This window comes from Halomonas sp. Ps84H-12 (assembly GCF_024124725.1).
Lineage (GTDB): Bacteria > Pseudomonadota > Gammaproteobacteria > Pseudomonadales > Halomonadaceae > Vreelandella > Vreelandella aquamarina.
The window spans coordinates 1-23,795 of sequence record NZ_JAMXSJ010000030.1 but is presented as its reverse complement, the minus strand read 5'-3'; the positions used below and the strand labels follow the sequence as shown (position 1 = coordinate 23,795).

The following is a 23,795-nucleotide window of genomic DNA, read 5'->3' as shown; positions in this document are numbered from 1 at the left end:
GAGACAGAAACGTTACAGGAGGATCTCGTCGAAACGGGTGACGCACGGATGGCGGGTGCCCGCCTGGGTACCTTCACGCACCAGCTGTAGCGTTTGCATGCCCGCCTGCTGGGCCGCATCCAGCTCTTCGACGACATCTGACAAGAACAGCACCGATGCGGGCGGCAGGTCAAGGGTGTCGAGGATACGCTGATACGAGGCGGCCTCGCGCTTATGGCCAACATGGGTGTCGAAGTAGCCGCTGAACAGCGGGGTCAAATCTCCCTCGTCACTGTAGCCAAACAGCAGTTTCTGCGCCTGCACGGAGCCTGACGAGTACACATACAGCGCCTTGCCTTCCGCCTGCCACTGGCGCAGCGCCGGAGCCACATCCGCGTATAAATGGCCGGTGAAGTCGCCGCGCTGGTAGCCGTCGGCCCATACCATGCCCTGCAGGGCTTTCAGCGGCGTCACTTTCTGGTCGGTGTCGATCCAGTGCAGCAGCGTGGCGATGACCGCTTCCAGCGAGGCGTCGGCGTCCTGCATGACATCACGCACGGCATGGATCTGCTCGGCCACCGCCGGTGCCTCTGCGTTCTCGCGCAGAAAGTCAGGCAGCTTGGCGTAGGCGTAGGGGAACAGCACTTTGTGAACGAAGTTGATATCGGTGGTGGTGCCTTCGATATCGGTCACGATAGCGCGAACGGTTGGTTGACTCATTGGGGCCATCGGCTCTCTTCCAGTACACAGGCAAGTAAAAATTCAATCGCTTCCAGATGGCGGCGGCAGCTGGCAATGCTGTCGCCCACGGCGTAAATACCGTGGCCTTCGACCAAAAAGCCCCAGGGCATCGGCCAGCCTTGGCGAACGTGCTCTGCTAACTCCTCCATATCCTGGGAGTTAGGCACCACCGGCAGGCGAATCGTTGCATCATGCGTCACGTTACCCGCCAACGCCTTTTGCATCTCAAAGCCGCTTAGCTCAATGCCGTCGGGAAAGCGCCGCGACAGCACGGTGCTGGCCACGGTGTGGGTGTGCAGCACGCAGTGGATGCTTGGGTCTAGCCAGTACAGCGCGGCGTGCAGGTCGCTTTCGGCGCTGGGTTTGCCGTTGCCTTCCAGCACACGGCCTTCCAGGTCGCAGAGCAGCAGATCACCCGCCTGGATGCGGGTTTTATCCCGCCCGGATGCCGTGACCCAGTAACCAGCCTCGGTACGCGCGGAAAAATTACCGCCGGTGGCGGGGGTCCAGCCGTGCTGCGCTGCCCAGGCAATGGCGTCCAGCAGTTCGGTGTGTAAGGTAGTCATAAGGCCTGCATCGTCTCATCCAATGGGCATCATTCTATATGATAAGCTTCGCGCCTGATAAGCCGCGCGCCGAGTTCACCGGTTCAAGACCTCAAGGAGCCCTTCATGGTTACGTTACAGTCACGCAGTTTACGGGTGTATGCCGATGCGCTTGAGTATTTGGACCAAACCCGGCTACCCCAGGCCGAAGAGTGGGTGCGCTGCGACTCTCCCGAGGCGTGGCAGCACGCCGTCAAGCATCTTGCCATTCGCGGGGCGCCGCTGATCGGCTTGAGCGCCGCCTTCGTATTGGCCCAGTACGCGGCGCGCCATCCGCAAAGCGATTGGCAGTTAGTGAGCGACCGCTTACGGGCGACGCGCCCCACGGCGGTGAACCTGATGTACTGCCTGGACGCCATGGAAGCCTGCTTTGCCCAAGGCGCGCACGCCCTGGCCGAGCGTGCCCAAGCGCTGTTCGAAGAGGACCGTGCCCTGTGCCAGCGCATGGCCGAACGGGGCGCCGACCTGTTGGCCTCCGGCGACCGGGTGCTGACCCACTGCAACACCGGCGCGCTGGCCACGGCGGGCGTAGGCACCGCGATTGGCGCGTTGGCCATCGCCAAACAACGCGGCATAGATCTGCATGTCTACGTGGATGAAACCCGCCCGCTGCTCCAGGGCGGGCGTTTAACCGCGTGGGAAATGGCCGATTTAGGCATTCCCTACCAGCTAATCACCGACAGTATGGCGGCCAGCCTGATGGCGGCAGGCAAGGTGGATAAAGTGATGGTCGGCGCGGACCGTATCTGCGCCAACGGTGATTTTGCCAACAAAGTGGGCACCTACATGCTGGCGGTGGCGGCGTACTACCATCAGGTGCCGTTCTACGTGGTCGCCCCTTACACCACGGTCGACCCCGCCTGCGCGACCGGCGCGGCGATTCCCATTGAACAGCGCGATGGCGCGGAGGTGCGCGGAGCCGCCGGCGCGTTTGGCGAGGTGGTATGGGCGCCCAGCGATGCACCGGTGTGGAACCCGGCGTTTGATGTGACGCCCGCCTCACTGGTCACCGCCTGGGTTCTGGATACTGGCGTGTTCGACTCAGCGGCGATTGCTCGGGGCGAGCATCTGCGGGGATGGCGCTAACCCTTGGCGGCCATGGAGGCCCGCACGCAGTGCAGTATCGAATAATCGATACGCCCCTCCAGCGACTCGAACACCACTTTCAGCCCCTGGCCTGGAAACTGCTCAAAAGCTGCGTGAATCTGCGCCAGGGTCGCTGGGTCCAGGTTGACCACCTCTTCCAGTGCCAGTTCGCTGCCTTGAATGGCGTCGCTCAAATGGCGGTAGACCGTGTTGGCGGCCAGCCCGCGCTGCTCGGCGACTTGCTCGGGGGTTAGCCCTTGGCGCAGCAGCGCGGCGGATTCCATGGCGCTATTGCCGATGTTGGTGGGCGTTTCGGGTTCATTGGGGTGCGCCAGTATCACCGCCAGAAAGCCTTCGCCATAATCCGCCAGCTTGCGTGCGCCGATGCCCGAGATGGTGCCCAGCGCCTGCAGCGTTTGCGGTTTTTGCGCTACCAACTCGGCCAGGGTGGCGTCGTTGAAGATCACGTAGGCGGGTACGCCCTGGGCGTCGGCAAGCGCTTTGCGATGCTGGCGCAGTGCTTCCCACAGTACGCCGTGGCCCTTGGCGGCGGATGACCCTTTGGCACCGCGCCGCGCTGGCTTGCTGGGTTTGCGCAGGGTGAGGCGCTGCTCGCCGCGCAGTAGGGGCCTGGCGTTGGCGGTGAGCTTGATGCCGCCATGGCCCTCCATGTCCACGCTCAGATAGCCGCTGGCGATCAGCTGGCGAAACAGCGCTTTCCACTCGCTGGCGGTGAGCTCCTGGCCGATGCCGAAGGTGCTCAGGCTGTCGTGGCCAAAGCGGCTGATACGCTCGTTGCGCTTGCCGAGCAGCACATCCACCAGATAAGTGACGCCAAAGCGCTGTTCGGTGCGGTAGACACACGACAGCGCCTTCTGCGCGGCCACGGTGGCCTCCCAGGTGTCAGGCGGGGTGAGGCAGTTATCGCAGTTGCCGCAGGGTTCGTCTAACGAATCGCCAAAGTAGTGGAGCAGCGCCTGACGGCGGCAGCTGATGATCTCGCAGAGCCCCAGCATGGCGTCGAGCTTCTGTTGTTCGATGCGCTTCTGCTGGTCGGCGGCACTGGAGTCCTGCTGCATCTGGCGCAGGGTGATCACGTCCTGAAGACCATAGGCCATCCAGGCATCGGCGGGCAGCCCATCGCGTCCGGCGCGGCCGGTTTCCTGATAGTAGGCTTCGATGCTTTTGGGCAGGTTGAGGTGCGCCACGAAGCGCACGTCGGGTTTGTCGATGCCCATGCCGAAGGCAATGGTGGCGACGATCACCACGCCATCTTCGCGTAGAAAACTGGTTTGATGCTGCTGGCGCTGCTCGGCGGGCAGCCCGGCATGGTAGGGCAGCGCGGTGAGTCCCTGGCGGGCCAGCCAAGCGGCGGTTTCTTCCACCTTGCGCCGAGAGAGACAGTAGACGATGCCCGCTTCGCCGTCGTGGTGTTCGCGGATGAAACTCAGCAATTGCTCTTTGGCATTGCCCTGGTTTTCAGCGATATGGTAGCGAATATTGGGGCGGTCGAAGCCGTTGTTGTAGAGCGCGGCGTCCTGAAGCTGAAGATGCTCCATGATGTCGTGCCGGGTAGGCACGTCGGCGGTGGCGGTGAGCGCGATGCGCGGCACGTCAGGAAAGCGCTGGTGCAGATGAGAAAGCTGACGATACTCGGGGCGGAAGTCGTGGCCCCACTGGGAAACGCAGTGGGCTTCGTCGATGGCGAACAGCGCAATGCGCGTCTGCTCCAGCAACATCTGCATGCGCGCCGTGGCCAGCCGCTCGGGGGCGACGTATAAAAGATCCAGCTCGCCCGCGCGCAGGCGGTTTTCCACCTCCATCGCCTCATGCATATCGAGGCTGGAGTTGAGGTAGGCGGCGCGCACCCCGTTCTGGATCAGCGCGGCCACTTGATCCTGCATCAGCGCGATGAGCGGCGAGACCACAATCGCGGTGCCTTCACGTAGCAGCGCAGGGATCTGATAGCACAGCGATTTGCCGCCGCCGGTGGGCATCAGCACCAGCGCGTCTCCGCCGCCCGTCACGTGCTCGATGATGGCCTGCTGCGGGCCACGAAAGTGCTCAAAGCCAAAGACCTCCTGCAGTACCTTGAGGGCTGCCGAGTCGCCGTGCATCGCTGCTCTCCTTGTCGTGTGCGTGAAGGAGAATTGTCGCACGAAAACCCGAGTGAGTTGGGTTAGCGAATCCCCGCGCGTAAAAACGACTGCACGAACTGGCGCTGGAACAGCAGAAACGCCACCAGCAGCGGCGCAATGCTCAGCAGCGTGGCAGCGCTGACGGTGGCCCAGTTGACGCCGGTTTCTGGCGCGGAGAACACGCCCAACCCCACCGTCAGCGGGCGGCTCTCCACCGAGTTGGTCACCACCAGCGGCCACAAGAAGTTGTTCCAGTGGTGGCTGATCGACACCAGCCCGTAGGCCAGATAGGTGGGCTTGGCCAGCGGCACGTAGACCTTCCACAGGATTTCCAGCCAGCCACAGCCCTCGATACGGGCGGCGTCCTCCAGCTCTCGGGGGATGGTCTTGAAGGTCTGACGCAGCAGGAAAATGCCGAAGGCGCTGGCCACGTAGGGCAGGCCAATGCCGGTGATGGTATTGATCAGCCCCAGCTCGCTGGCGATACGGTAGTTTTCGACGATCAGCACTTCGGGAAACACGAACAGCTGAATCAGTACCAGCATGAACAGCAGGTGCTTGCCGGGGATCGGAAAGCGGGCAAAGGCAAAGGCGGCCAGCGTGCAGACCACGAACTGGGCCAGTACCACGCCGGTCACCAGCGCGAAGGTGTTCAGGTAGTAACGCGCAAAGGGGGCCTGTGCCCAGGCGTTCGTGAAGTTGTCCAGCGTCAAAGGCGCCAGCAGATCGAAAAGTACCATGTAGGCGGGCGGGTGAATCGCGGCCCACACCGCGTAAAGCAGCGGAAAGATCCAGATCACGGCCAGCAGCCAGGCCGCCAGGGTTTCCAGGCGGGGCAGCGCCAGGGTGCGCCGTGGCGACACCGGAAAAGAGAAGGTACTCATTGGTAGTGCGTCCTGCGGTCCAGAATCGTGAACTTCAGCGTGGCCACCACCGCCAATACCAGCAGAATGACCACGGTGATGGTGGCCGCCATGGTGCGGTCGAAGAACGAAAAGGCGTTCTCGTAGACGTAATACAGCAGCAGGTTGGTGGCGTTATTGGGCCCGCCCTTGGTCAGAATGAACAGGTGGTCGACCACCCGCACCGCATTGATCAGCGCATTGATCAGTACGAACAGCGTGGTGGGCATCAGCAGGGGAAACGTCACTCGCCAAAAGAAGCTCCAGCGGCTCGTGCCTTCCAGGTCAGCGGCTTCCTTGAGCTCCGGGGGGATGGCCTGTAGCGCGGCCAGGTAGAAGATCATGAAAAAGCCCGCTTCTTTCCACACCGACATGACGATGACCGACCCCAGCGCCACGCCGGGGTCGCCCAGCCAGTTCACCCCGGCAAGTCCCAGGGCGCCGAGCAGCTTGTTGAATAGCCCTATCTGCGGGGCGTAGAAAAACATCCAGATATTGGCGGCGGCGATCATGGGCAGAATGGTGGGCGTGAAATAGGCCATGCGTACCAGCCCGCGCCCGGGCAGGCGGGCATTGACCAGCAGCGCCATGCCCAGTGCCAGCGCCATGGACGTGGGAATCGTACCCAGCGCGTACAGCAGGTTGTTGCGGGCGACTTTCCAGAACGTCGGGTCGTCCATCAGCACGCGATAGTTGTCGAGCCCGACGAAGGCGGCGGGCTCGCCGCGAAAGCCGGGCAAAAAGAGACTGTTGATCACGGTGGTGACCGTGGGCAAGTAGGCAAACGCAGTGAGCAGCAGCGCTGCTGGTAGAAGCAGCAGGGCGCCGTAAAGCTGCATCGTTCGATGGGCGTTCAGGTTCATGGGGCCGCCGTGATGAGAAAAAGCCGAGGCGAACCCCGGCGAGCATGGAAACGTCCGCCTATCGGCGCTTACCGGGCATAGCGGCGCAGCGCCGCATCGGCCTCACGCTGGGCCTGGCTCAGCGCGTCGGCAGGGCTCATTTGCCCTGTCAGTGCGGCTTGCACGGCGTTATCCAGGGCACGGCGCACTCGGCCACCCTGGTAGGTAGAGAGTTCGGCAGTGCCGTGTTCGAGCTGGTCCCGAGCCACGGCGGCAGGGGCGAATTCTTCCACGTAATGCTGCAATGCCTCGGTGTCATAGGCGGCGGGGCTGACGCCCATGTAGCCGGTTTCGATGGACCAGGCGGCGGCACGCTCGGGGGCGGTCATCCAGCGGATGAAGGTCATCGCTGCGCGCTGCTCCTCTTCACTGGCATCTTCGAAGATATAGAAGTTGCCGCCACCGGTGGGGCTGCCGCGCTGGGTCTTCATGGGCAGCATGGCGACGCCAAACTCGAAATTGGCCTCGTTGCGTACCGCGGCCAGGTTACCCGTGGTGTGCCACATCATGGCGGTGGACTGCTCGAGGAAGTTCTGGCGCAGGGTGCCCCACTCGATGGTGCCACTGGGCATGGTGTCGTGCTCGGTGGCCAGCGACACCCAGTATTCGAGGGCTTCGATGGCGGCCGGGTCATCAAAGTAGACCTCGGTGCCATCGTCGTTCATCAGACGATGGCCGTTCTGGAAGGCAAAGGCCTGGAACATCCAGTAGGGGTAGCCGGTGGACGGCACCATCACGCCCCACTGTTCACCGTTCGTGGCTTCGCGCACGGTGGCGGCCATCTCGGCCATCTCTTCCCAGTTTTCCGGCGGCGTTTCCGGGTCCAGGCCAGCGGCTGCAAAGGCGTCCTTGTTCCAGAACAGCACGATGGTAGAGCGCTGGAAGGGAATGCCGTAGGTCTTGCCATCCAACTGACCGTTCTCCATCAGGCCGGGGTAGAAGCCATCCAGCCACGCGCGCTCTTCCTCTGTGTCGATGAGGTCATCAAAGGCCACGATGGCGTTCTGCTCGATCAGCTCGTACAGGTCGATGGAGAACAGCACCGAGAGCTGAGGCGCATCCCCTGCCTCCATGGCGGACATGGCGCGCACGCGGGTGTCGTCGTAGTTGCCCGCGTAGATGGCTTCCACATTGATATCCGGGTGTTCGCTTTCGAACTCTTCCACCAAGTTGTCAACGACCTCGGTCAGTGCGCCGCCCACGGAAACAGGGTAGTACATCGTCAAGTCGACACTGTTAGCGCTGGCGTGGCTGGCACCTAACAGTGCTGCGGCGATGGCTGTCATTGCAAAAGAGAACTGAGAACGCATGAGAGACTCCACATGTGTTTGTGATGTTGTCAGTATGAGAGCGGTCAGTATTGGAAAGAGCCCACGGCGGGCGGGCGCGGTACGCTTCGATGCGAAGCGGGTAAGGCAAGGGGCGCTAACGCTTGCTGACGCAGACCTTTTCGATCAAACAAATGGGCGCTATCTGGCGTCCAGTAGAGTTTGCAGGGCTTACCCGAGAGCGCTTGCTTACCGCTCAGGCGAACGCGCACGGTGTGATTGCCGACGGCGACATGGGCAATCGTGTCGGCACCTAAGTACTCATCGCTGAGTACCTGGGCCGGAATGCCTGCCTCGGATGCTGGGCGCAGTTCGATATCTTCAGGGCGCACGCCCAGCTGCCCTCCGGCGGCCTCCATGGGAGCCACTGGGGTCGAGGGTTCGCCCTCGATAACGGCCCCCTGGTCACCTTGCACTAGAGGCAAAAGGTTCATGGCCGGGCTGCCAATAAAGCTGGCGGCAAACGCACTGGCGGGCTGGTTATAAAGCGCGTCGGGTGTGCCGTCCTGCACGATATGTCCCTGTTGCATCAAGATCACACGGTCTCCCATGCTCATGGCCTCCACCTGGTCGTGAGTGACGTAAACCACCGTCATATCGAGTCGTGATTGCAGGGCTTTGATCTCCCTGCGCATATCGCTGCGCAGCCGCGCATCTAGGTTGGACAGCGGCTCATCCATCAAACAGATGGGGTGCTCTGAGATAATCGCTCGCGCCAGCGCCACCCGCTGACGCTGGCCGCCGGAAAGCTGGGCCGGTTTGCGGTGCAGGTAATCCGTCAGGTCCACCAGCTCGGCCACCTGGGCCAGGCGCTGCTGCCGTTCTGCCTTCGCTACCTTCCGGCTGCGCAGGCCAAAGACGATGTTGTCGGCCACGCTCAAATGCGGAAATAGCGCATAGGACTGAAACACCATGCTCAGCCCACGGTCGCCAGGTGGCAGGCGTGTCACATCGCGCTCACCAATATGAATCTCCCCGCCGCTGGCTTCTTCCAAACCTGCGATCATGCGCAGCGTGGTGGATTTTCCACAGCCCGACGGCCCCAGCAGAATGACGAACTGCCCAGGCTGGATATCGAAGGAAATGTCGTTGACTGCCGTGGTCGCGCCCCAGTGCTTGGAGACGCCTGCCAGGCGAATGCGCGATTGGTTCATGGCTCTCATCCGTCATGCGTGGCGACGATCTATAGTGAGAGCAAGGTGTTGCGTTTGTATGACGCCTGGATGTCAGGTTGATGTCGTGAGGCGATCACGGGGTGATCTTGATGCCGTAATGCTGCAGGCGGCGCACGACGCTGGATTGGCTGATGCCCAAACGTTTGGCGATGGCATACGTGCTGGGCAGAGTGCCGCACAGTTGGCTCAAGGTCTCGCGCTCGATGCGCGCCAGGTACTCCTTCAGGCTTTCGTCCTGTTGCAGAGACGCCGCTGGGGACGTCAGCCACGCAGTGGGCAGCGGTGTGTCGGGTGGCTCAGAGGCCGAAGGTGCCGCGGGCGCTTCGATCTGGTCGCCGGGGCTTGAGAGCCAGGCTCTTTCCAGCCAGTTTTCCAGCTCCCGCACGTTGCCGGGCCAGTCGCTGCCCATCAGCGTCGACCAGGCCGGGTTACTGATGATTTTTTGGCGGCCATAGCGGTGGTTCAGCCGGGTCAGGCAGGCTTCCACCAGCACGGGAATGTCTTCGCGGCGCTCGCGTAGCGGGGGCAGCGTGATGGGGATGACGTTCAGACGATAGTAGAGGTCGAGCCTGAACAGGCCGGTTTCGACCCGTTTGGCCAAGTCCTGATTGGTCGCCACGACCAGCCGGAAATTGACGCGACGAGCCCGCGTGTCGCCCAACCGGGTCAAGCTGCCATCTTGAATCACTTTCAGCAGTTTGGTCTGCATCAGCAGTGGCAGCTCGCCAATTTCATCCAGAAAGAGCGTGCCCCCTTCGGCCTGCTCCAGCAGTCCGGCCTTGCCTTGCCGCGCGGCACCGCTGAAGGCGCCGGGCTGGTAGCCGAACATCTCCGACTCGAACAGGTTTTCCGGGATCGCTGCGCAGTTGACCTCGATGAACGGGCCATGATGGCGCTCGCTCCAGCGGTGGAGCTGCTTGGCAAAGGCTGTCTTGCCCACGCCAGACTCCCCCAGCATCAGCACGTTGGCATCCGATGATGCCACGCGCTTGAGCAACAGGGCGATTTCCCGCATCACATGGCTTCTGACCTGAAGGTGGTCCAGCGCAGCATCCAGCGCTTGCTCTTCGGCATCGGGGGCGGCCTGGCTGCGTTTCAAGTGTTCACTAAAACGTTTTTGCAGCAGAGCGTATTCGTCCTGCAGCAGCTGAAGGTCGGTCAAATCCCGTGAGCGGCTGACAATGCGCTCCAGCTTGCCGTTGGCGAACACGGGGTAGGCTTCGGCAATGACGCGGCGGCCCGTGCCGGTGATTTGCATTAGCTGAGCGGGCTGTCGAGTGCGGATGACTTCCATGGTGATGGACGGTTTCAGAACACCGGCGGCCTGGAGCTGTTGAACGCTGCTGGAAAGCAGCTCCTCCCGTGATACGCCGTATACCGCCTCGGCACCGGGGCTGATATCCATAATCTGACCGTCGCCGCTGACGATAAAGAAGTGGTCATTGGCGGTTTCCACGATGGTTTGCAGTACGCGCCTGTCGATTTCACTCATGCGTCTTCCTTATCTACCGCACCGGCTTTTGTATCGTTAGATGAACAGGATAATGCAAATATGACTCATTGATTCATTTTTGCATCATTTCATTGGCGTTGCGATTCATTTTTGCATCGATGGGGCGGTAAACCTCCCTATTTATCAGCGCAGGTGACTTGGCATGGTCTGTGCAGTGGTCTGTGTATTGAACTGTGCATCAACGATACATGAGCGGTATGAGCTGGATAAATCGCTGAAGCGCCAGCCCGTCAGGCTGGCCACAATAAATCCAAGGAGAGAGAACGATGTCGGAATTCAATCAGCCGCTGGGCGGCAACACCATGCCACGCTTTGCAGGCCCCGCCACCATGATGCGCCTGCCCACGCAACAGAGCGCAGAAGGGTTGGACGCGGCATTTATCGGCATTCCCATGGATATCGGCACCTCCAATCGCCCGGGTACCCGACTGGGGCCACGCCAGATTCGCGATGAATCGCGCATGTTGCGCCCCTACAACATGGCCACGGGGGCGGCTCCCTTCGAGCGGCTTCAGGTCGCCGATATCGGTGACGTACCCATCAACACCTTTCACCTGCCGAAAAGCGTCGACATCATCACCGCCTTCTACGACGACGTGCTGAAGCATGACTGCATTCCTCTGACGCTGGGGGGCGAGCACACGCTGACGCTGCCGATTCTACGCGCCATGGCCAAAAAGCACGGCCCGGTGGGCTTGATCCATATCGATGCCCACGCGGATGTGAACGAGCACATGTTCGGTGAGCCCATTGCCCATGGCACGCCGTTCCGCCGCGCCCAGGAGGAAGGGCTGCTGGCTCATAACAAGGTCGTGCAAATCGGCCTGCGTGGAACCGGCTATGCCCCGGAGGATTTCGACTGGTGCCGCAAGCAGGGTTTCCGCGTAGTGCCCGCCGAGGAGTGCTGGTACCGCTCGCTGGCCCCACTGATGGCTGAAGTGCGTGAGCAAATGGGCGATACCCCCGTGTACATCAGTTTCGACATCGATGGTCTGGACCCTTCGGTCGCCCCCGGTACCGGCACGGTGGAAATGGGCGGGCTGACCTCTGCTCAAGGGCTGGAAATCGTGCGTGGTGCCGCTGGCTTGAACATCGTGGGCGGGGACCTGGTCGAGGTGTCGCCGCCGTACGACCCCAGCGGCAACACGGCGCTGATGGGCGCCACGCTGCTGTATGAAATGCTCTGCGTACTGCCCGCAGCGCAACGCCGCCCGTAAGCGCTGCCTGCAAAAGTGCCCTGCACCAAGCGCCGACCTGACAAGGCGCGGATGACAATACACAGGAAGGGGAGCGGTGCTCCCTTTCAGGACGCCGCCAGCCCACCTCCAATAATCACATCCAATAGGTGAACCGTATGTCACACTCTAACGCGACGCTGGAAGTATCCGCTTCGTCCACGTCGATACCCCGCGCGCATTTGCTGAAGTTTCTGATTCCTTCGCTGATCGGCGTGCTGCTGTTTCTGATCCCTTTTCAGTTTGGTGAGACCGTCAATATCGGCATGGGGCTGATGGCCGATGGCCTGCAGACCCTGCTGGGTGGGGTGCTGCCTGCCATTGCGCTAGGCGTGCTGTGCGTTTCCGTGATGGTGACGCTGTACGTCAAGCTGGCAAAGCCTGCCTGGGCACAGCAAGGCCACTTCAAGGAGATGTTCGATGTGGGCCCCGTATGGATTGCCATGCGCGTTCTGGGGGCCGTCTTCGTCATCATGACCTTTTTTCAGGTCGGCCCTGAGTTCGTGACGGCGTCCTTTACCGGCGGCGTGATGCTGAACGACCTGGCACCGGTGCTGCTGACGTTCTTCTTTTTCGCTGCGCTGCTGCTGCCGTTTCTGGTCGAGTTTGGTTTCATGGAGTTCATTGGCACCATGGTGCGCAAGCCGTTTCGCGTCATCTTCAACTTACCGGGTCGCAGTGCTATTGATGCCACCGCTTCGTGGATGGGGTCGGGAACGGTAGGCGTGCTGATTACTGCCCAGCAGTACGAGCAAGGCTATTACAATGGCCGCGAAGCCTCGGTGATTGCGACGAACTTCTCTGTTGCATCCATTGCGTTTAGTCTGCTGGTGGTTAATTTCGTCAACCTCAACCACCTATTCGTGCCGTTCTACTTTACCGTTGTGGTGTCGGGTTTAATCGCCGCGGTGATTGTCTCGCGGATTCCGCCGCTGTCGCGTAAAGCCGACGATTACTACGAGCCGGTAGGTTGCCAGTTAAGCGAAGAGCGCACCGAAAATGTGGGCCTGTTCCGCTACAGCCTGCTGCAGGCAACCCGCCGCGCAGCGGGCGCACCGGGCCCTAAAGAGTTGGCGCGTTTAGCGCTTCTTAACGTCATCGATATCTTCCTTACGCTGTTGCCGCTGGTATTCGCGATTGGCACCGTGGCGCTGATTCTGGCCGAGTTCACGCCGCTGTTTACCTGGCTCTCGTACCCCATGGTGCCGGTACTGGAGCTGCTGCGTCTTCCTGAAGCCCAGGCGGCTGCCCCTGCAACGCTCGTCGGTTTTGCCGATATGTTCCTGCCCGCCGTGTTGGCTACCAGTATTGAAAGCGAGCTGACCCGCTTCGTGATTGCCTGCCTTTCCATGACGCAGTTGGTCTATATGTCGGAGATTGGTGCACTGCTGCTCAAGTCGAAGATTCCCATCAAGTTCTGGGAACTGGCCGTGGTATTCCTGCTGCGTACCGCGATTACGCTGCCGATCATCGCCTTTATGGCCCACACGTTTTTCTTCTAAGGGGCCTGGTATGAACGAGTCAACGACAATGACCTGTGCCGAGCTGCTGATTCACCTGCTGCGCGATACTTACGGCGTGCGCGCACTGTTTGGCATTCCCGGCGTGCATACCGTGGAGCTGTACCGTGGCCTGGAGGGCAGCGAGGTGGCGCACATCACCCCGCGCCATGAGCAAGGGGCGGGGTTCATGGCCGATGGTTATGCCCGTGCCAGCGGTCAGCCGGGGGTGTGTTTAATTATCACCGGGCCGGGGATGACCAATATGGCCACCGCCATGGGCCAAGCCCTGGCGGACTCCATCCCCATGCTGGTGATCTCCAGCGTCAATCGTCGCGATACGCTGGGCCTGGGCCAAGGGCGCCTGCACGAACTGCCCAGCCAACAGCAGATGGTTAGCGGCGTGGCGCGGTTCAGCCACACCCTGCTGGATGCCAGCACGCTGCCGGAGGTACTTGCCCGCGCCTTTGCCGTGTTCAACGGTGCTCGCCCAGGCCCGGTGCATATAGAAATCCCCATCGATCTGTTCAATGCACCCGTACCCGTGCCGACCAGTTGGCAAGCGCCAACGCTATACCGAGCGGCCCCCGACCCGGAAGGCGTGGCCGAAGCGGCTCGCTTGCTCCAGGCGGCGAGGCAGCCCTTGGTGCTGTTGGGGGGTGGCTGTGTGTCAGCGCCAGCAGCCGCGCGAGCGCTGGTTGAGCAACTGGATGCGCCCACGGTGACGACCATCAACGCCAAGGGGCTGCTGGGGCGTGATCACCCGCTGGACCTGGGGGCCAATGCCGCGCTGCCTGCCGTCAGGGAGCTGGCTGCCAGTGCCGATGTGATTCTGGCCATAGGCACCGAGCTGGGCGAAACCGACTATGACGTCGTTTTCGACGACGGTTTTCACCTCAACGGCACACTGATTCGAATCGACCTGGACCCCGAGCAACTGGCGCGCAATCAGCGCACCACGCTGGGTTTGGTGGGTGATGCCGGGCGCAGTTTGGAGCTTCTGCTTGAGCATTTTTCAGCGCCGCTGAAACGTCAGGGCGCCGAGCGAACGGCCGCTGCGCTAAACGCATTGGATTTGGCCAATGATCCTGCGTTTCGCGATTTCGTACCGCTTTATGCCGCGCTGGCCGACCACCTGCCTGAGGCCATCCTGGTCGGCGATTCCACCGCGCCGGTGTATGCCGGTAACCATCTGGTCAGTCAGCCTGCGCCCAGGCGCTACTTCAATGCCTCTACCGGCTACGGCACCTTGGGCTATGGGCTGCCTGCGGCACTAGGGGCACAGCTAGCCCGGCCTGATCTCCCCGTCGTCGCGCTGGTGGGAGACGGCGGAGTGATGTTTACGCTCTCGGAGCTTGCCACTGCGGTGGAAGCCCGCCTGCCAGTGGTCATCGTGCTATGGCACAACGCCGGTTATGAAGAGATCCGCCGCTATATGGATGCCAACGGGGTGGCCCGCCTGGGGGTCGATATTCAAGCGCCCAATTTTCTCACCTTGGCCGAAGGCTTTGGCTGCCCCGGCATGCTGGTAGAGAGCCCCGCTGAACTTTCCAGAGCGCTCGCCAATCGTGCTCCCCGCGGGCCGCTACTGATCGAGATTGACGCCGCTGCCTGGCAAAAGAGCTTGCTCTAAACAGGAGATAATAATGAAAACTAAACGTGTTTTTGGTCAAGATACGCTGTCTGCTGACGATGTGGAGCACAGCTTGGGCTTGCCCGGTACTTTTGCGCTTTGGCTAGGTGCGAATGTCGTGGTCACCACGATATTGACCGGTATGTTCTTAGTGCCGGATCTCACCTTTCAGCACGCTATGGGGCTGATTTTGATAGGCTCAGCGATCGGTATTATTCCGCTAGTGCTAATCGGTGCCATGGGGCAGCAAACCGGTATGACCACCATGGTGCTAGCGCGAGGTACGTTTGGTCGCAAGGGCGCTAACTTTCCCGCCTGGGTAAATTTGTTAGCCCTGATTGCTTGGAGTTGGATTCAGGCGCTGCTAGCGGGTATGAGTCTTGATTATGCCGTCGAGAGCCTGACGGGTTACTCCAACGTAGCGCTCTTTACGGTTATTTGTGAGACTCTGGTCGTTCTGATTGCTCTACGCGGTCATTTGGGGATCGAGAAAGTTGAGAAGATAGCAGCGCTACTAATGTTGGGGTTATCCGCTGTGGTGCTCTTCGCGCTCAACCGGCATTACGACCTGCCTAGCATAACCCGGTTGGAACCCGAGGGAGTATTGGGTGGTGGCGTGGTGTTCGATATTGTCGTCGCTACAGCCTTCTCGTGGATTCCCTTGGCAGCCGATTACAACCGCCATTGCCGTTCGCTCAAAGCCGCCGTTGTGGGCACTTGGGGCGGCTATGTGGTCGCTACACTTATTGCCATGGGGTTAGGCGCTACCGTATCAGCGCTGTCGATCAGTATTGGTAGAGAACCCACCTATGACCCGACGGCTCTGCTCAGCGGTTTTGGTTTTGGCTTACCGGCTGCATTGGTTATTTTCTTTTCAGTGCTCACCACCAACGTTATGTGTGTCTACAGCGCGACGCTTTCATTTATGAGCGTGCGCCCTAGCGTGCCGTTTTGGAAACCAGCGCTAATCATTGGTGTGGTGTCGGTCATCGGTGCGCTCATTCCGGGCATCCTTGATCAATTCCAGACCTTTCTATTAATTATCGGCAGTGTCTTTATTCCCGCCTTTTCACTCATGATCGTCGATTACTACCTATTGGGCCGGGAGCGCTATAAACCGTTACAGCTCATCCAAGCTGAGCATAACCTGCCAGCCTTTAACTGGCTGGCACTGGGAAGTTATGGCGTAGGCGCATTGCTGGCCTATTACTGGAATTGGGTGGCTCCTCTCTCGTTTGGTGCATCGCTGCCCGTGTTCGTCATCACTGGCGCGCTCTACTTTGTGGCTAGTAAATCGGTGGCTGGAAAGCGGGTGGCTGTATGAGTCTGCAACGTATCAGCGAAAAGCAGTGGTATCGAACCACCGCCAAGGCAAACGGCATCACTCTAGTTGATGAACCGTGGATAAAACCGTTTTATCGCTGCAACATCTGGCATGTTCAGGGCAGACAGCGCGGTATGGTCGTCGATTTTGGTCTGGGCGCAGTGCCGTTGCGTGAACAGGTGGCGCTGTTGAGTGAGCGGGATCTTCTAGCAGTCGCCAGTCATACCCATTTCGACCATATCGGTGCGGCTCATGAATTTGGTTACTGTCATGTTCATGCCTCAGAAGCGGATATTCTTACCTCACCTGATAACACGCGAACACTAGCGGATCAGTTTCTTAGTGACGATATGTTCGAGGCGCTTCCTCCCCAGCCCTATTCTCATGATCGCTACCGTATTAAGGCACCGCAAATGGTTGCCCCGCTAGAAGAAGGCGAGATATTGGATTTGGGTAACCGGCAGTGGGAGGTGATTCATACACCGGGCCACTCACCCGGCGGTATCGCACTGTGGGAAGTAAACAGCCAAACGCTCATCTCTGGTGATCTCATCTACGAGGGCCCGCTCATTGAAGATCTATGGCACAGCGACCTCGCCGACTATGCCGCTAGTATGCGTCGGCTACGCCAGTTGCCGGTTCGTACTGTTCATGGGGGCATTTTCCCAGCTTTAGCGGCCAGCACTTACGCCAACTCATTGATGATTGGCTTCGCCAACACGAGCTTTAAGGAGCCTTAATCGTGTCTACGACATCTAAAATGGAGCAAGCCTCTCTGCTAGATAAGCAGTTCATCAACAACCAGTGGGTTGCATCGAAGGGCACCCGTTTGCTCGACGTGATGAACCCTTACCGCGAAGAGCGTATCGCACAGGTCACCGCAGGGGATGCGGCAGACGTGGATGCTGCCGTCAAAGCTGCTCAGCAGGCGCAGCCGAAGTGGCAGGCGTTGGGTGGGGCCGCACGTGCCAACTACCTCGATGGATTTGCTGATGCACTGGAGTCTCGCCGAGAGGCATTGATCACACTGTCGGCCACCAATAACGGTAAGCCACTGGTGGAAGCAGGTATTGATCTAGACGATGCGATTGCCTGCTACCGCTACTACGCCAAACAGGCCAAAGCGCTGGATGCCCGGCAAGGGGAGCGGGTCAGTGTCGGCATAGAAGGCGTTGAAGCGCGTACGTATCACGACCCGGTTGGGGTAGTGGGATTGGTTGCGCCATGGAACTTCCCCTTAGTGACCAGTGCTTGGAAGCTGGCACCTGCCCTAGCGGCGGGCTGCACTGCGGTACTTAAACCTTCAGAAGTGACGCCGCTGCCTGAACAAGTGCTGGCAGAGATCGCGCTGGAAATCGGTTTGCCTGCAGGCGTGCTAAATCTGCTCAATGGTGACGGCGAAGGCATTGGCGCGCCGCTCACTCACCATGCAGGTGTGGATAAAATCTCCTTTACCGGCAGTAACCGCGTGGGCGAGGCCGTCATGCAGGCCGCCAGCGCCCGCACTGCGAGCGTATCGCTGGAGCTGGGCGGCAAATCCCCCATCCTGGTGATGGACGATGCCGACCCCGCCCAGGCCGCTGACTGGGTGATGGCGGGTATCTACTTCAACGCCGGGCAGATTTGCTCTGCCACCTCGCGACTGCTGGTGCACGAAGACGTTGCCGAGGCGCTCTACGCGGCGCTTGCCGAGCGTATGGACGCGCTGACGCTGGGAGACCCGCTCGCTGAAGGCACCGACCTGGGGCCGTTGACCAGCGCCAGGCAGCGCGATGCCGTACAGCGCTATCTCGATATTGCCGAGCAGGAAGGGCTGACGGTGGTGCGCGATGGGCGGCACCGAACGCTACCCACCCAAGGCTATTTTCTGGCACCCACGCTTTACCGCGATGTGCCGGTAGAGAGCCGTCTGTGGAAAGAAGAGATCTTCGGCCCCGTGCTTTGCGGTCGCAGCGTGGCAAGCGAGGCCGAAGCCATTCGGCTTGCCAATGACAGTGACTTTGGCCTCGCCGCCACGGTGATCAGCAGCAACCCGGAGCGCGCCAAGCGCATTGGCCGCCAGCTGAAAGCGGGCAGTATCTGGTACAACAGCGAGCAGCTCGTACTGCCCGAAACCGCCTGGGGTGGCTTCAAGCGCAGCGGTATTGGTCGCGAGCTGGGCCCTTGGGGGTTGAGTGCCTACCTGGAAGTGAAGCATGTGGTTGGCCCGGCGTAAGTCGTCGGGCCAACGCTTACGTCTGGTGGCGCAAAATGGTCGGCGCTGACCACTGCTGACACACGGGCATGACTTCCAGGCGGGTGATGTTGACGTGGGCAGGCAGGGACGCCACATGCAGCGCCTGCGTGGCCACATCTTCTGGCTGGAGCGGTTGCGCACCTTCGTAGTATCGGTCGGCGAGGCTCTGGTCGCCCTTCATGCGCACCAGGGTGAACTCGCTGGCCGTCATGCCGGGGGCCAGGTCCGTGACGCGAATACCCAGCGGGCCCACGTCACAGCGCAGGTTATAGCTGAACTGCTCCACGAAAGCCTTGGTGGCACCGTAAACATGGCCGCCCGGGTAGGGCGTATTGGCGGCAATGGAGCCCAGGTTGATGATCGTGGCCCCTGGGGTGGAAGCGCTCAGCAGCGGCAGCAGGTGCTTGGTAACGTTGACCAGCCCCTTGATATTGGTGTCGATCATGCGATGCCAGTCTTCCAGCGATGCTTGCGGTGCCGGATCCTTGCCCAGCGCAAGCCCAGCACTATTGATCAGCGTGTGCACTTGCTGAAAACGCTCGGGCAAGGCTGCCACCACACTGGCCACCGCTTCGGCGTCGCTGACGTCCAAAGCCGCCGTATGGGTAGGCACGCGCTGTTCGAAGGTGGCCTGCAGCTGCGCCAGGCGGTCCTGACGCCGCCCGGTCAATACCAGTGCCCAGCCAGCTTCGGCAAAAAGGTGCGCGCATGCCAGCCCAATGCCTGACGTGGCACCGGTGATAAACACGACCTGCTCGGTTTCGTGCATTGAGAATACTCCCACACTGAATTGTCATGGAACCTCTCGGGGTGGCGCCATTGGGTAACGAACCCGAGCGCTTGAGTATCCATCTTTAGTCGCAGCTTTTTGCAACATCGCCTAAAAGGGGACCAATTTCAGGGCGATTGCAGCCATCGTCATTGACGAAGCCAGCCTTCTCGAACGCCGATTTGAGCCGTTCGGCGGCTTGTTTCAAGATCGAATCAGCACCACACCCAATAACGACAACCGTAGAGAGCCATCCCATGCGGAAACAACTGCTTGCCACACTGGCTACCCTGGGCATGTTAACGACAGCTCCGTTCGTTCTTGCCAACCCGATTGAAATTCAAGTGAACAACACGATGAGCGAGGGCGGTTCCGAAAGTGCCGCCGTGGAGCGCTTCGCCGAGTATTTGGAAGAGAAAGCGCCCGGCCGCTTTGACGTGCGGCCTTTCCTAGCCGGTTCGCTAGGCGGAGAAAACGCCGTGCTGGAACTGCTCAACTTGGGTCAAACCCAGCTCTCCATCACCGGCGGTAACTGGCGCCAGCAGTATGCGCCTGAATATGACGCCATTACGGTTCCTTTCGTATTCACCACTTGGGAGGACGTGGATGCCTACATGGAGAGTCCCTCCGGCCAAGCACTGGTAGAGCAAGCCGAAAGCCAGGGCGGCTTGAAGTATTTTGGTTTGCAGCACCGCGGGCCCCGCCATATGACGGCGAATAAAGAGATCCACACGCCGGACGATCTGGAAGGTTTCCGCCTGCGCCTACCGTCGCTGCCAGTATGGCTGGAAGTGTGGGAAGAGATCGGTGCTCAGGTCGTCAACGTGCCCGCGCCCGAAATTTATCTTGCCATGCAGACCGGTCAGGTCGATGGCCATGAGAACTCGCTCTCCTCCCCCTACACTCGTCGTCTCTGGGAAGTACAGGACTACCTGATCATGACCAGCCACGTACAATTCCCGTGGAGCTGGGTGGCCAGTTCACGCTGGTGGGACGGCCTCGAAGCCGACGACCAAGCGCTGATCGAAGAAGCGATCGACGTGGCCCGTCAATACGGTTCAGAGCAAGAGCGCGAACTCGACGAGTTCTATCTCGAATCCCTTCAAGAGGAAGGCATGACCGTGATCGAGCCAGACGTTGCACCTTTCCGTGAAGCCGCGTTACCGGCCATTGACCGAGTCATGGCTGATATGGCCGATGGCGTTCGTGAAGATGCACTGGGTAACCAAGGCCAGTAACAAGCGCTGAGCAGGCATCGCGACGGCCCATTGGGCCGTCGCTGTTTTACTGTCCAAATAAGTGTTTGATTACCACTAGTTTCCATAGACGACCAAAAAGACGTCAGGGTAAGGAGTTCTCCTGTGGAAGACGCTGTAGCGCCCAGCAAAGGGCTGGATCGAATGGCTTTCTATACGCTACGCAGCGTTACTCGTCTTTGCGACGGGGTGGGCGTTGCTCTCATGGCCACTATTCTGTTGTTGATCGTGGCGGCCGTCATTGCCCGTGACCTGTTGGGGCTGGGGATGCCCTGGACAGAAGAGGTGGCGTCGCTACTGGCAATTTATGCCATTGGCTTTGGTTCGTTATCCGCGTGGGTTCGCAGTGAGCATTTAGTGGTGGATTTGTTTAGCCATAAACTTTCCGGTCTGGGTAAAAATATTCAGTACCGTGTTACCACCTTAATCTCTTGCGGATTTTTCGCGCTTGCCGCTTGGGGGGCGTGGATCATGTCGGACGTGAGCGCCAACAATAAAACCGTCTCGCTCAGCATCAGTTTTAGTTACCTCTATTACGGTATCTTTTTCAGCTTTATGGGCATGGCGTTGATTGCCCTGTGGCAATGTCTGCGTGGCCCCGTGGCCTGGTTGGAAGCGCCCCGTGAAGAGGAGCCCACGCAGCCATGATGGAATTGCTCGTATTCGTAGGGGGCTTGCTGGCCCTAATGGCCATTGGGTTGCCCGTGGTGGTGGCCATTGGGGTGACCTCCTTCATTGCCCTGACGGTAACCGGGGCGGGGGGCCTGCCGGTGGAGCTGCTGCCGTTGCGCATGGTGCAAACCCTCAACAACTTCACGCTGCTGGCGATTCCGCTGTTCATTCTGGCCGCCAATATCATGAACGTGGGCTCCACCACCACGCGTATTTTTGACTTTGCTACCGCTTTAGTAGGCTTTACCAAGGGCGGCCTGGGTCACGCCAATGTGGTGGCCAGCTCTATTTTTGCCACCATGTCAGGCACAGCCGTTGCCGATGCTGCTGGGCTGGGCAGTATCGAAATCAAGGCCATGAAGGAGCGCGGCTACGAGATGGGCTATTCCACCGGTATTACGGCGGCCTCCAGCGTCATCGGCCCTATCCTGCCGCCCAGCATTGCGCTCGTCGTTTATGGCTGGCTGGCCAATGTGAGCATTGGTGGACTCTTCATGGCGGGGTTATTGCCGGGTATCTTGATGGCGCTGTTGCTCATGGGAATGACCGTGTTGCTCTCGGCAAGTGGCAAGGTGGTGATGCCCAAGCCAGTCCCCTTCGATGCTTGTGAAGTGGCCCGCACTGGCAAGCGTGCCATTCTACCGCTGATGATGCCGGCGATTATCGTTGGCGGTATCTGGGGTGGCTTTTTTACACCCACGGAGGCTGGCGCCATTGCCTCGCTTTACGCGGTTGTTCTGGGGGGCTTGATCTATCGAGATTTGAACTGGCGGGATTTATTCCTGGCGTTTCGTAGAACCCTGATGTTCAGCGCGGTCATTCTGCTGATCATCGCGGTATCGAGCTTCTACGGCTGGATTCTGGTCCGTATGGGTATCCCCCAGGCGCTGGCAGGCCAGGTCGCCAGCATCGATATGCCCACCATCGTGCTGCTGCTCTGTTTTGCGCTGTTTTTCCTGCTGATCGGCTGCTTCATGTCGGTGATCGAGAGCATCCTGATTTTCACGCCCATCGTCGTACCGGCCGCCCTCAGCGCGGGGTTGGACCCCGTTCACTTCGGTATCGTGATGGTCATCACGCTCTCGGTGGGCGTCATCACGCCGCCCTTTGGCACGGTACTGTTCCTGATGGTCGGGATTACCCGGTTGAGGTACGGCCAGGTGGTCAAAGCCGTATTGCCGTTCCTGCTGCCGATTATTGCGACTATCCTGCTTTTGATCGCTGTGCCTGGACTGGCCACTTGGCTACCCGATGTGATGGGCTATTGATGAAGCAAATGGGTGAGCTTCGCCCCTTATGTATCCATGGGTGAGATGTTCAAGACATAAGGGGCGAAAAAGGGATGTTAGCAGGAGGAAAGCTAATGGATTAGCCCTTACCTATCCGCCCTAATCCGCTCAACAATCTCCGCCAACGCATTTTCTGCCTGGTTATCGTGTCATAGAGGCGAAGCGTGGAAGGGAAATGCGCGTGAATGCGCTATGGTAAGAGACGCATCTTCACAAAATCCCTCCGCTATGACCCTGACCACGATCACAAGGACGTGCCCAACGTGTTTACCTGGCAAGAAGTGCCACGCCTACCCCGCGCCGAAGGGCGTATCGAAGCCATCGACCTGGCACGAGGTATCGCCATCGGGCTGATGATTCTCAGCCATACGGTGAGTGGGCTGATTGGAATACGCAACGTGCCCGATTGGGGCATGGTGCCCGTCCATTTTCTCACTAAGTTCTCTTCTTCCCTGTTCATCCTGGTCTTCGGGATTGCGCTCACCGTGGCCTTTTTAGCGTCTACCCAAACAGAGGCGTGGCCAAAACGGCGGCTAAAACTATGGGTGCGCGCGGTTGAAGTGTGGTTTTGGTACAAGGCGTTGACGGTCGTCGAGATGCTGCCGTATTACGCCCCAGGCGATATTGTTGATGCGTTGCTTTATCAGCGCTTTGCGATTTGGGTAGAAATCCTCGGTTTTTACGCCATCGTCCTACTGTGGGTGCCGCTGGTACTTCCATTATGGGCACGTACACCGCTGTGGGGGCGGTGTGCGCTTATTATTGGCTTAACCGCGCTCTCCGCTTGGCTGCAGGGGCTGAGCTTTGGCGGTAACGACACCTTAAAAGCGCTGTTGGTAGACCATGAAGACCATTACACCTGGGGCCAGCTTAGCCGTGCGCCGTTAATTTTGGCGGGCCTGCTGATCGGTGAAGCCTTGCTGCGCTGCTATTTTGATACGGCGCTAAGGCGAAAGCTGGTGCTGGCGCTGGTGGGCGTAGGGATGTTGATGATCGCCGCGTTCTATGGCTTGGCCTTTGCCGAAGGCGATGTTTCTGCTGCGATGCTGGCGGTGGCGAATAACGACGGCAAGCACCCGCCTGGGCTGAAATTCACGCTGTACAGCGTGGGCGGCGCGCTGGTTATTTTAGGCGCTGCACTCGCTGGTGGAGCTACGGCAGCCAAGGCGCTACGGCCATTAACGATGGTAGGGAGCGACGCGCTCAAAGCGTTTATTTTCCATATTGTGATGATTTTTCTGGTGCTGCGTTTTCTGCTGGAAGGCGAAGGCATTTACACCTATCCACAGGCGCTTGGTGTGGGTGGGCTGTTAATTCTTGGAGCCGCGTTGTGGATTTGGCTAACGCGCTGGATTGCCCGTTACAAATAGCCCGCCACTCGCCGCGGTAGACATCATGGATTGACCTGCCCCTCCTCAACGTCGTGGATTACGTTGAGGTAGGGACCAAAATGCAGAGCCACTATTGAGGGAGGCAGGTCATGAAACAGTCTAACGCAACTCAGCAAGCTGTT

The 23,795-nt window shown here is 59.9% G+C and carries 20 protein-coding genes; 11 read left to right on the top strand and 9 right to left on the bottom strand.

The features are described 5' to 3' along the window. Nucleotides 1-12 precede the first annotated feature (12 nt). Nucleotides 13-699 carry an acireductone synthase gene (gene mtnC / locus NH344_RS14025; RefSeq protein WP_253028041.1) on the bottom strand — a complete coding sequence of 229 codons (687 nt, stop codon included), beginning with the start codon at nucleotides 697-699 and terminating at the stop codon, nucleotides 13-15. Beyond that, nucleotides 696-1,286: a methylthioribulose 1-phosphate dehydratase gene (mtnB, locus tag NH344_RS14020; protein WP_253028040.1), complete on the bottom strand. Its 591-nt coding sequence runs from the start codon at nucleotides 1,284-1,286 to the stop codon at nucleotides 696-698. The genes mtnC and mtnB overlap by 4 nt, the downstream gene beginning before the upstream one ends. A 105-nt stretch (nucleotides 1,287-1,391) precedes the next feature. Between mtnB and mtnA the strand changes: the two genes are divergently transcribed. After that, the gene (gene mtnA / locus NH344_RS14015) at nucleotides 1,392-2,411 is read left to right on the top strand and encodes an S-methyl-5-thioribose-1-phosphate isomerase (protein ID WP_253028039.1); all 1,020 of its coding nucleotides are present in this window, start codon (nucleotides 1,392-1,394) and stop codon (nucleotides 2,409-2,411) included. On the opposite strand, the gene recQ is transcribed toward mtnA, so the two are convergent. From recQ to NH344_RS13985, 6 genes are all read right to left on the bottom strand, one after another. After that, nucleotides 2,408-4,528, bottom strand: a complete 2,121-nt coding sequence (gene recQ / locus NH344_RS14010) for a DNA helicase RecQ (RefSeq protein ID WP_253028038.1) — start codon at nucleotides 4,526-4,528, stop codon at nucleotides 2,408-2,410. The genes mtnA and recQ overlap by 4 nt on opposite strands. Nucleotides 4,529-4,590: 62 nt before the next feature. Further along, on the bottom strand, nucleotides 4,591-5,433 hold the full coding sequence (locus NH344_RS14005) for a carbohydrate ABC transporter permease (RefSeq protein WP_253028037.1): 843 nt from the start codon (nucleotides 5,431-5,433) through the stop codon (nucleotides 4,591-4,593). After that, complete coding sequence (locus tag NH344_RS14000) at nucleotides 5,430-6,314, bottom strand: sugar ABC transporter permease (RefSeq protein WP_253028036.1); 885 nt, start codon at nucleotides 6,312-6,314, stop codon at nucleotides 5,430-5,432. Before NH344_RS14000 ends, NH344_RS14005 begins: the two co-directional genes overlap by 4 nt. Nucleotides 6,315-6,382: 68 nt before the next feature. Then, nucleotides 6,383-7,663, bottom strand: coding sequence for an ABC transporter substrate-binding protein (locus NH344_RS13995; protein WP_253028035.1), 1,281 nt, complete (start codon nucleotides 7,661-7,663; stop codon nucleotides 6,383-6,385). Between the two features lie 44 nt (nucleotides 7,664-7,707). Next, the gene (locus tag NH344_RS13990) at nucleotides 7,708-8,835 is read right to left on the bottom strand and encodes an ABC transporter ATP-binding protein (RefSeq protein WP_253028034.1); all 1,128 of its coding nucleotides are present in this window, start codon (nucleotides 8,833-8,835) and stop codon (nucleotides 7,708-7,710) included. 94 nt (nucleotides 8,836-8,929) lie between these two features. After that, nucleotides 8,930-10,348, bottom strand: coding sequence for a sigma 54-interacting transcriptional regulator (locus NH344_RS13985; protein ID WP_228168755.1), 1,419 nt, complete (start codon nucleotides 10,346-10,348; stop codon nucleotides 8,930-8,932). A 287-nt stretch (nucleotides 10,349-10,635) separates the two neighbouring features. Here NH344_RS13985 and speB point away from each other — a divergent pair, with 287 nt between their 5' ends. From speB to NH344_RS13955, 6 genes are all read left to right on the top strand, one after another. Beyond that, nucleotides 10,636-11,586: an agmatinase gene (gene speB / locus NH344_RS13980; RefSeq protein WP_253028033.1), complete on the top strand. Its 951-nt coding sequence runs from the start codon at nucleotides 10,636-10,638 to the stop codon at nucleotides 11,584-11,586. 137 nt (nucleotides 11,587-11,723) lie between these two features. Then, nucleotides 11,724-13,106, top strand: a complete 1,383-nt coding sequence (locus tag NH344_RS13975) for a YjiH family protein (RefSeq protein ID WP_253028032.1) — start codon at nucleotides 11,724-11,726, stop codon at nucleotides 13,104-13,106. Between the two features lie 10 nt (nucleotides 13,107-13,116). Next, the gene (locus NH344_RS13970) at nucleotides 13,117-14,736 is read left to right on the top strand and encodes a 5-guanidino-2-oxopentanoate decarboxylase (protein WP_253028031.1); all 1,620 of its coding nucleotides are present in this window, start codon (nucleotides 13,117-13,119) and stop codon (nucleotides 14,734-14,736) included. 13 nt (nucleotides 14,737-14,749) lie between these two features. Beyond that, a complete protein-coding gene (locus NH344_RS13965; protein WP_253028030.1) occupies nucleotides 14,750-16,060 on the top strand; it encodes a cytosine permease in 1,311 nt (436 codons plus the stop codon). Then, nucleotides 16,057-16,800: an MBL fold metallo-hydrolase gene (locus NH344_RS13960; RefSeq protein ID WP_253028029.1), complete on the top strand. Its 744-nt coding sequence runs from the start codon at nucleotides 16,057-16,059 to the stop codon at nucleotides 16,798-16,800. Before NH344_RS13965 ends, NH344_RS13960 begins: the two co-directional genes overlap by 4 nt. Before the next feature lie 20 nt (nucleotides 16,801-16,820). Then, nucleotides 16,821-18,275, top strand: a complete 1,455-nt coding sequence (locus tag NH344_RS13955; protein ID WP_253028058.1) for an aldehyde dehydrogenase family protein — start codon at nucleotides 16,821-16,823, stop codon at nucleotides 18,273-18,275. A 16-nt stretch (nucleotides 18,276-18,291) separates the two neighbouring features. Here NH344_RS13955 and NH344_RS13950 read toward each other — a convergent pair whose 3' ends face one another. Beyond that, nucleotides 18,292-19,065 carry an SDR family NAD(P)-dependent oxidoreductase gene (locus NH344_RS13950; protein WP_172416562.1) on the bottom strand — a complete coding sequence of 258 codons (774 nt, stop codon included), beginning with the start codon at nucleotides 19,063-19,065 and terminating at the stop codon, nucleotides 18,292-18,294. A gap of 257 nt (nucleotides 19,066-19,322) precedes the next feature. Here NH344_RS13950 and NH344_RS13945 point away from each other — a divergent pair, with 257 nt between their 5' ends. The 4 genes from NH344_RS13945 to opgC all read left to right on the top strand — a co-directional run bounded on the left by NH344_RS13945 (nucleotide 19,323) and on the right by opgC (nucleotide 23,652). Further along, on the top strand, nucleotides 19,323-20,303 hold the full coding sequence (locus NH344_RS13945; protein WP_172416560.1) for a TRAP transporter substrate-binding protein: 981 nt from the start codon (nucleotides 19,323-19,325) through the stop codon (nucleotides 20,301-20,303). A gap of 123 nt (nucleotides 20,304-20,426) precedes the next feature. Continuing rightward, nucleotides 20,427-20,969 carry a TRAP transporter small permease gene (locus NH344_RS13940; RefSeq protein ID WP_172416559.1) on the top strand — a complete coding sequence of 181 codons (543 nt, stop codon included), beginning with the start codon at nucleotides 20,427-20,429 and terminating at the stop codon, nucleotides 20,967-20,969. After that, complete coding sequence (locus NH344_RS13935) at nucleotides 20,966-22,261, top strand: TRAP transporter large permease (RefSeq protein WP_253028028.1); 1,296 nt, start codon at nucleotides 20,966-20,968, stop codon at nucleotides 22,259-22,261. Before NH344_RS13940 ends, NH344_RS13935 begins: the two co-directional genes overlap by 4 nt. A 206-nt stretch (nucleotides 22,262-22,467) precedes the next feature. After that, nucleotides 22,468-23,652 (top strand): OpgC domain-containing protein, encoded by a 1,185-nt coding sequence (opgC, locus tag NH344_RS13930; protein WP_253028027.1) that lies wholly within the window; start codon nucleotides 22,468-22,470, stop codon nucleotides 23,650-23,652. Nucleotides 23,653-23,795 lie beyond the last annotated feature (143 nt).

Coding starts and splice junctions, on each gene's coding strand:
- mtnC (WP_253028041.1), bottom strand. CDS start 699: ATGAGTCAACCAACCGTTCGCGCTATCGTGACCGATATCGAAGGCACC.
- mtnB (WP_253028040.1), bottom strand. CDS start 1,286: ATGACTACCTTACACACCGAACTGCTGGACGCCATTGCCTGGGCAGCG.
- mtnA (WP_253028039.1), top strand. CDS start 1,392: ATGGTTACGTTACAGTCACGCAGTTTACGGGTGTATGCCGATGCGCTT.
- recQ (WP_253028038.1), bottom strand. CDS start 4,528: ATGCACGGCGACTCGGCAGCCCTCAAGGTACTGCAGGAGGTCTTTGGC.
- NH344_RS14005 (WP_253028037.1), bottom strand. CDS start 5,433: ATGAGTACCTTCTCTTTTCCGGTGTCGCCACGGCGCACCCTGGCGCTG.
- NH344_RS14000 (WP_253028036.1), bottom strand. CDS start 6,314: ATGAACCTGAACGCCCATCGAACGATGCAGCTTTACGGCGCCCTGCTG.
- NH344_RS13995 (WP_253028035.1), bottom strand. CDS start 7,663: ATGCGTTCTCAGTTCTCTTTTGCAATGACAGCCATCGCCGCAGCACTG.
- NH344_RS13990 (WP_253028034.1), bottom strand. CDS start 8,835: ATGAACCAATCGCGCATTCGCCTGGCAGGCGTCTCCAAGCACTGGGGC.
- NH344_RS13985 (WP_228168755.1), bottom strand. CDS start 10,348: ATGAGTGAAATCGACAGGCGCGTACTGCAAACCATCGTGGAAACCGCC.
- speB (WP_253028033.1), top strand. CDS start 10,636: ATGTCGGAATTCAATCAGCCGCTGGGCGGCAACACCATGCCACGCTTT.
- NH344_RS13975 (WP_253028032.1), top strand. CDS start 11,724: ATGTCACACTCTAACGCGACGCTGGAAGTATCCGCTTCGTCCACGTCG.
- NH344_RS13970 (WP_253028031.1), top strand. CDS start 13,117: ATGAACGAGTCAACGACAATGACCTGTGCCGAGCTGCTGATTCACCTG.
- NH344_RS13965 (WP_253028030.1), top strand. CDS start 14,750: ATGAAAACTAAACGTGTTTTTGGTCAAGATACGCTGTCTGCTGACGAT.
- NH344_RS13960 (WP_253028029.1), top strand. CDS start 16,057: ATGAGTCTGCAACGTATCAGCGAAAAGCAGTGGTATCGAACCACCGCC.
- NH344_RS13955 (WP_253028058.1), top strand. CDS start 16,821: ATGGAGCAAGCCTCTCTGCTAGATAAGCAGTTCATCAACAACCAGTGG.
- NH344_RS13950 (WP_172416562.1), bottom strand. CDS start 19,065: ATGCACGAAACCGAGCAGGTCGTGTTTATCACCGGTGCCACGTCAGGC.
- NH344_RS13945 (WP_172416560.1), top strand. CDS start 19,323: ATGCGGAAACAACTGCTTGCCACACTGGCTACCCTGGGCATGTTAACG.
- NH344_RS13935 (WP_253028028.1), top strand. CDS start 20,966: ATGATGGAATTGCTCGTATTCGTAGGGGGCTTGCTGGCCCTAATGGCC.
- opgC (WP_253028027.1), top strand. CDS start 22,468: ATGCGCTATGGTAAGAGACGCATCTTCACAAAATCCCTCCGCTATGAC.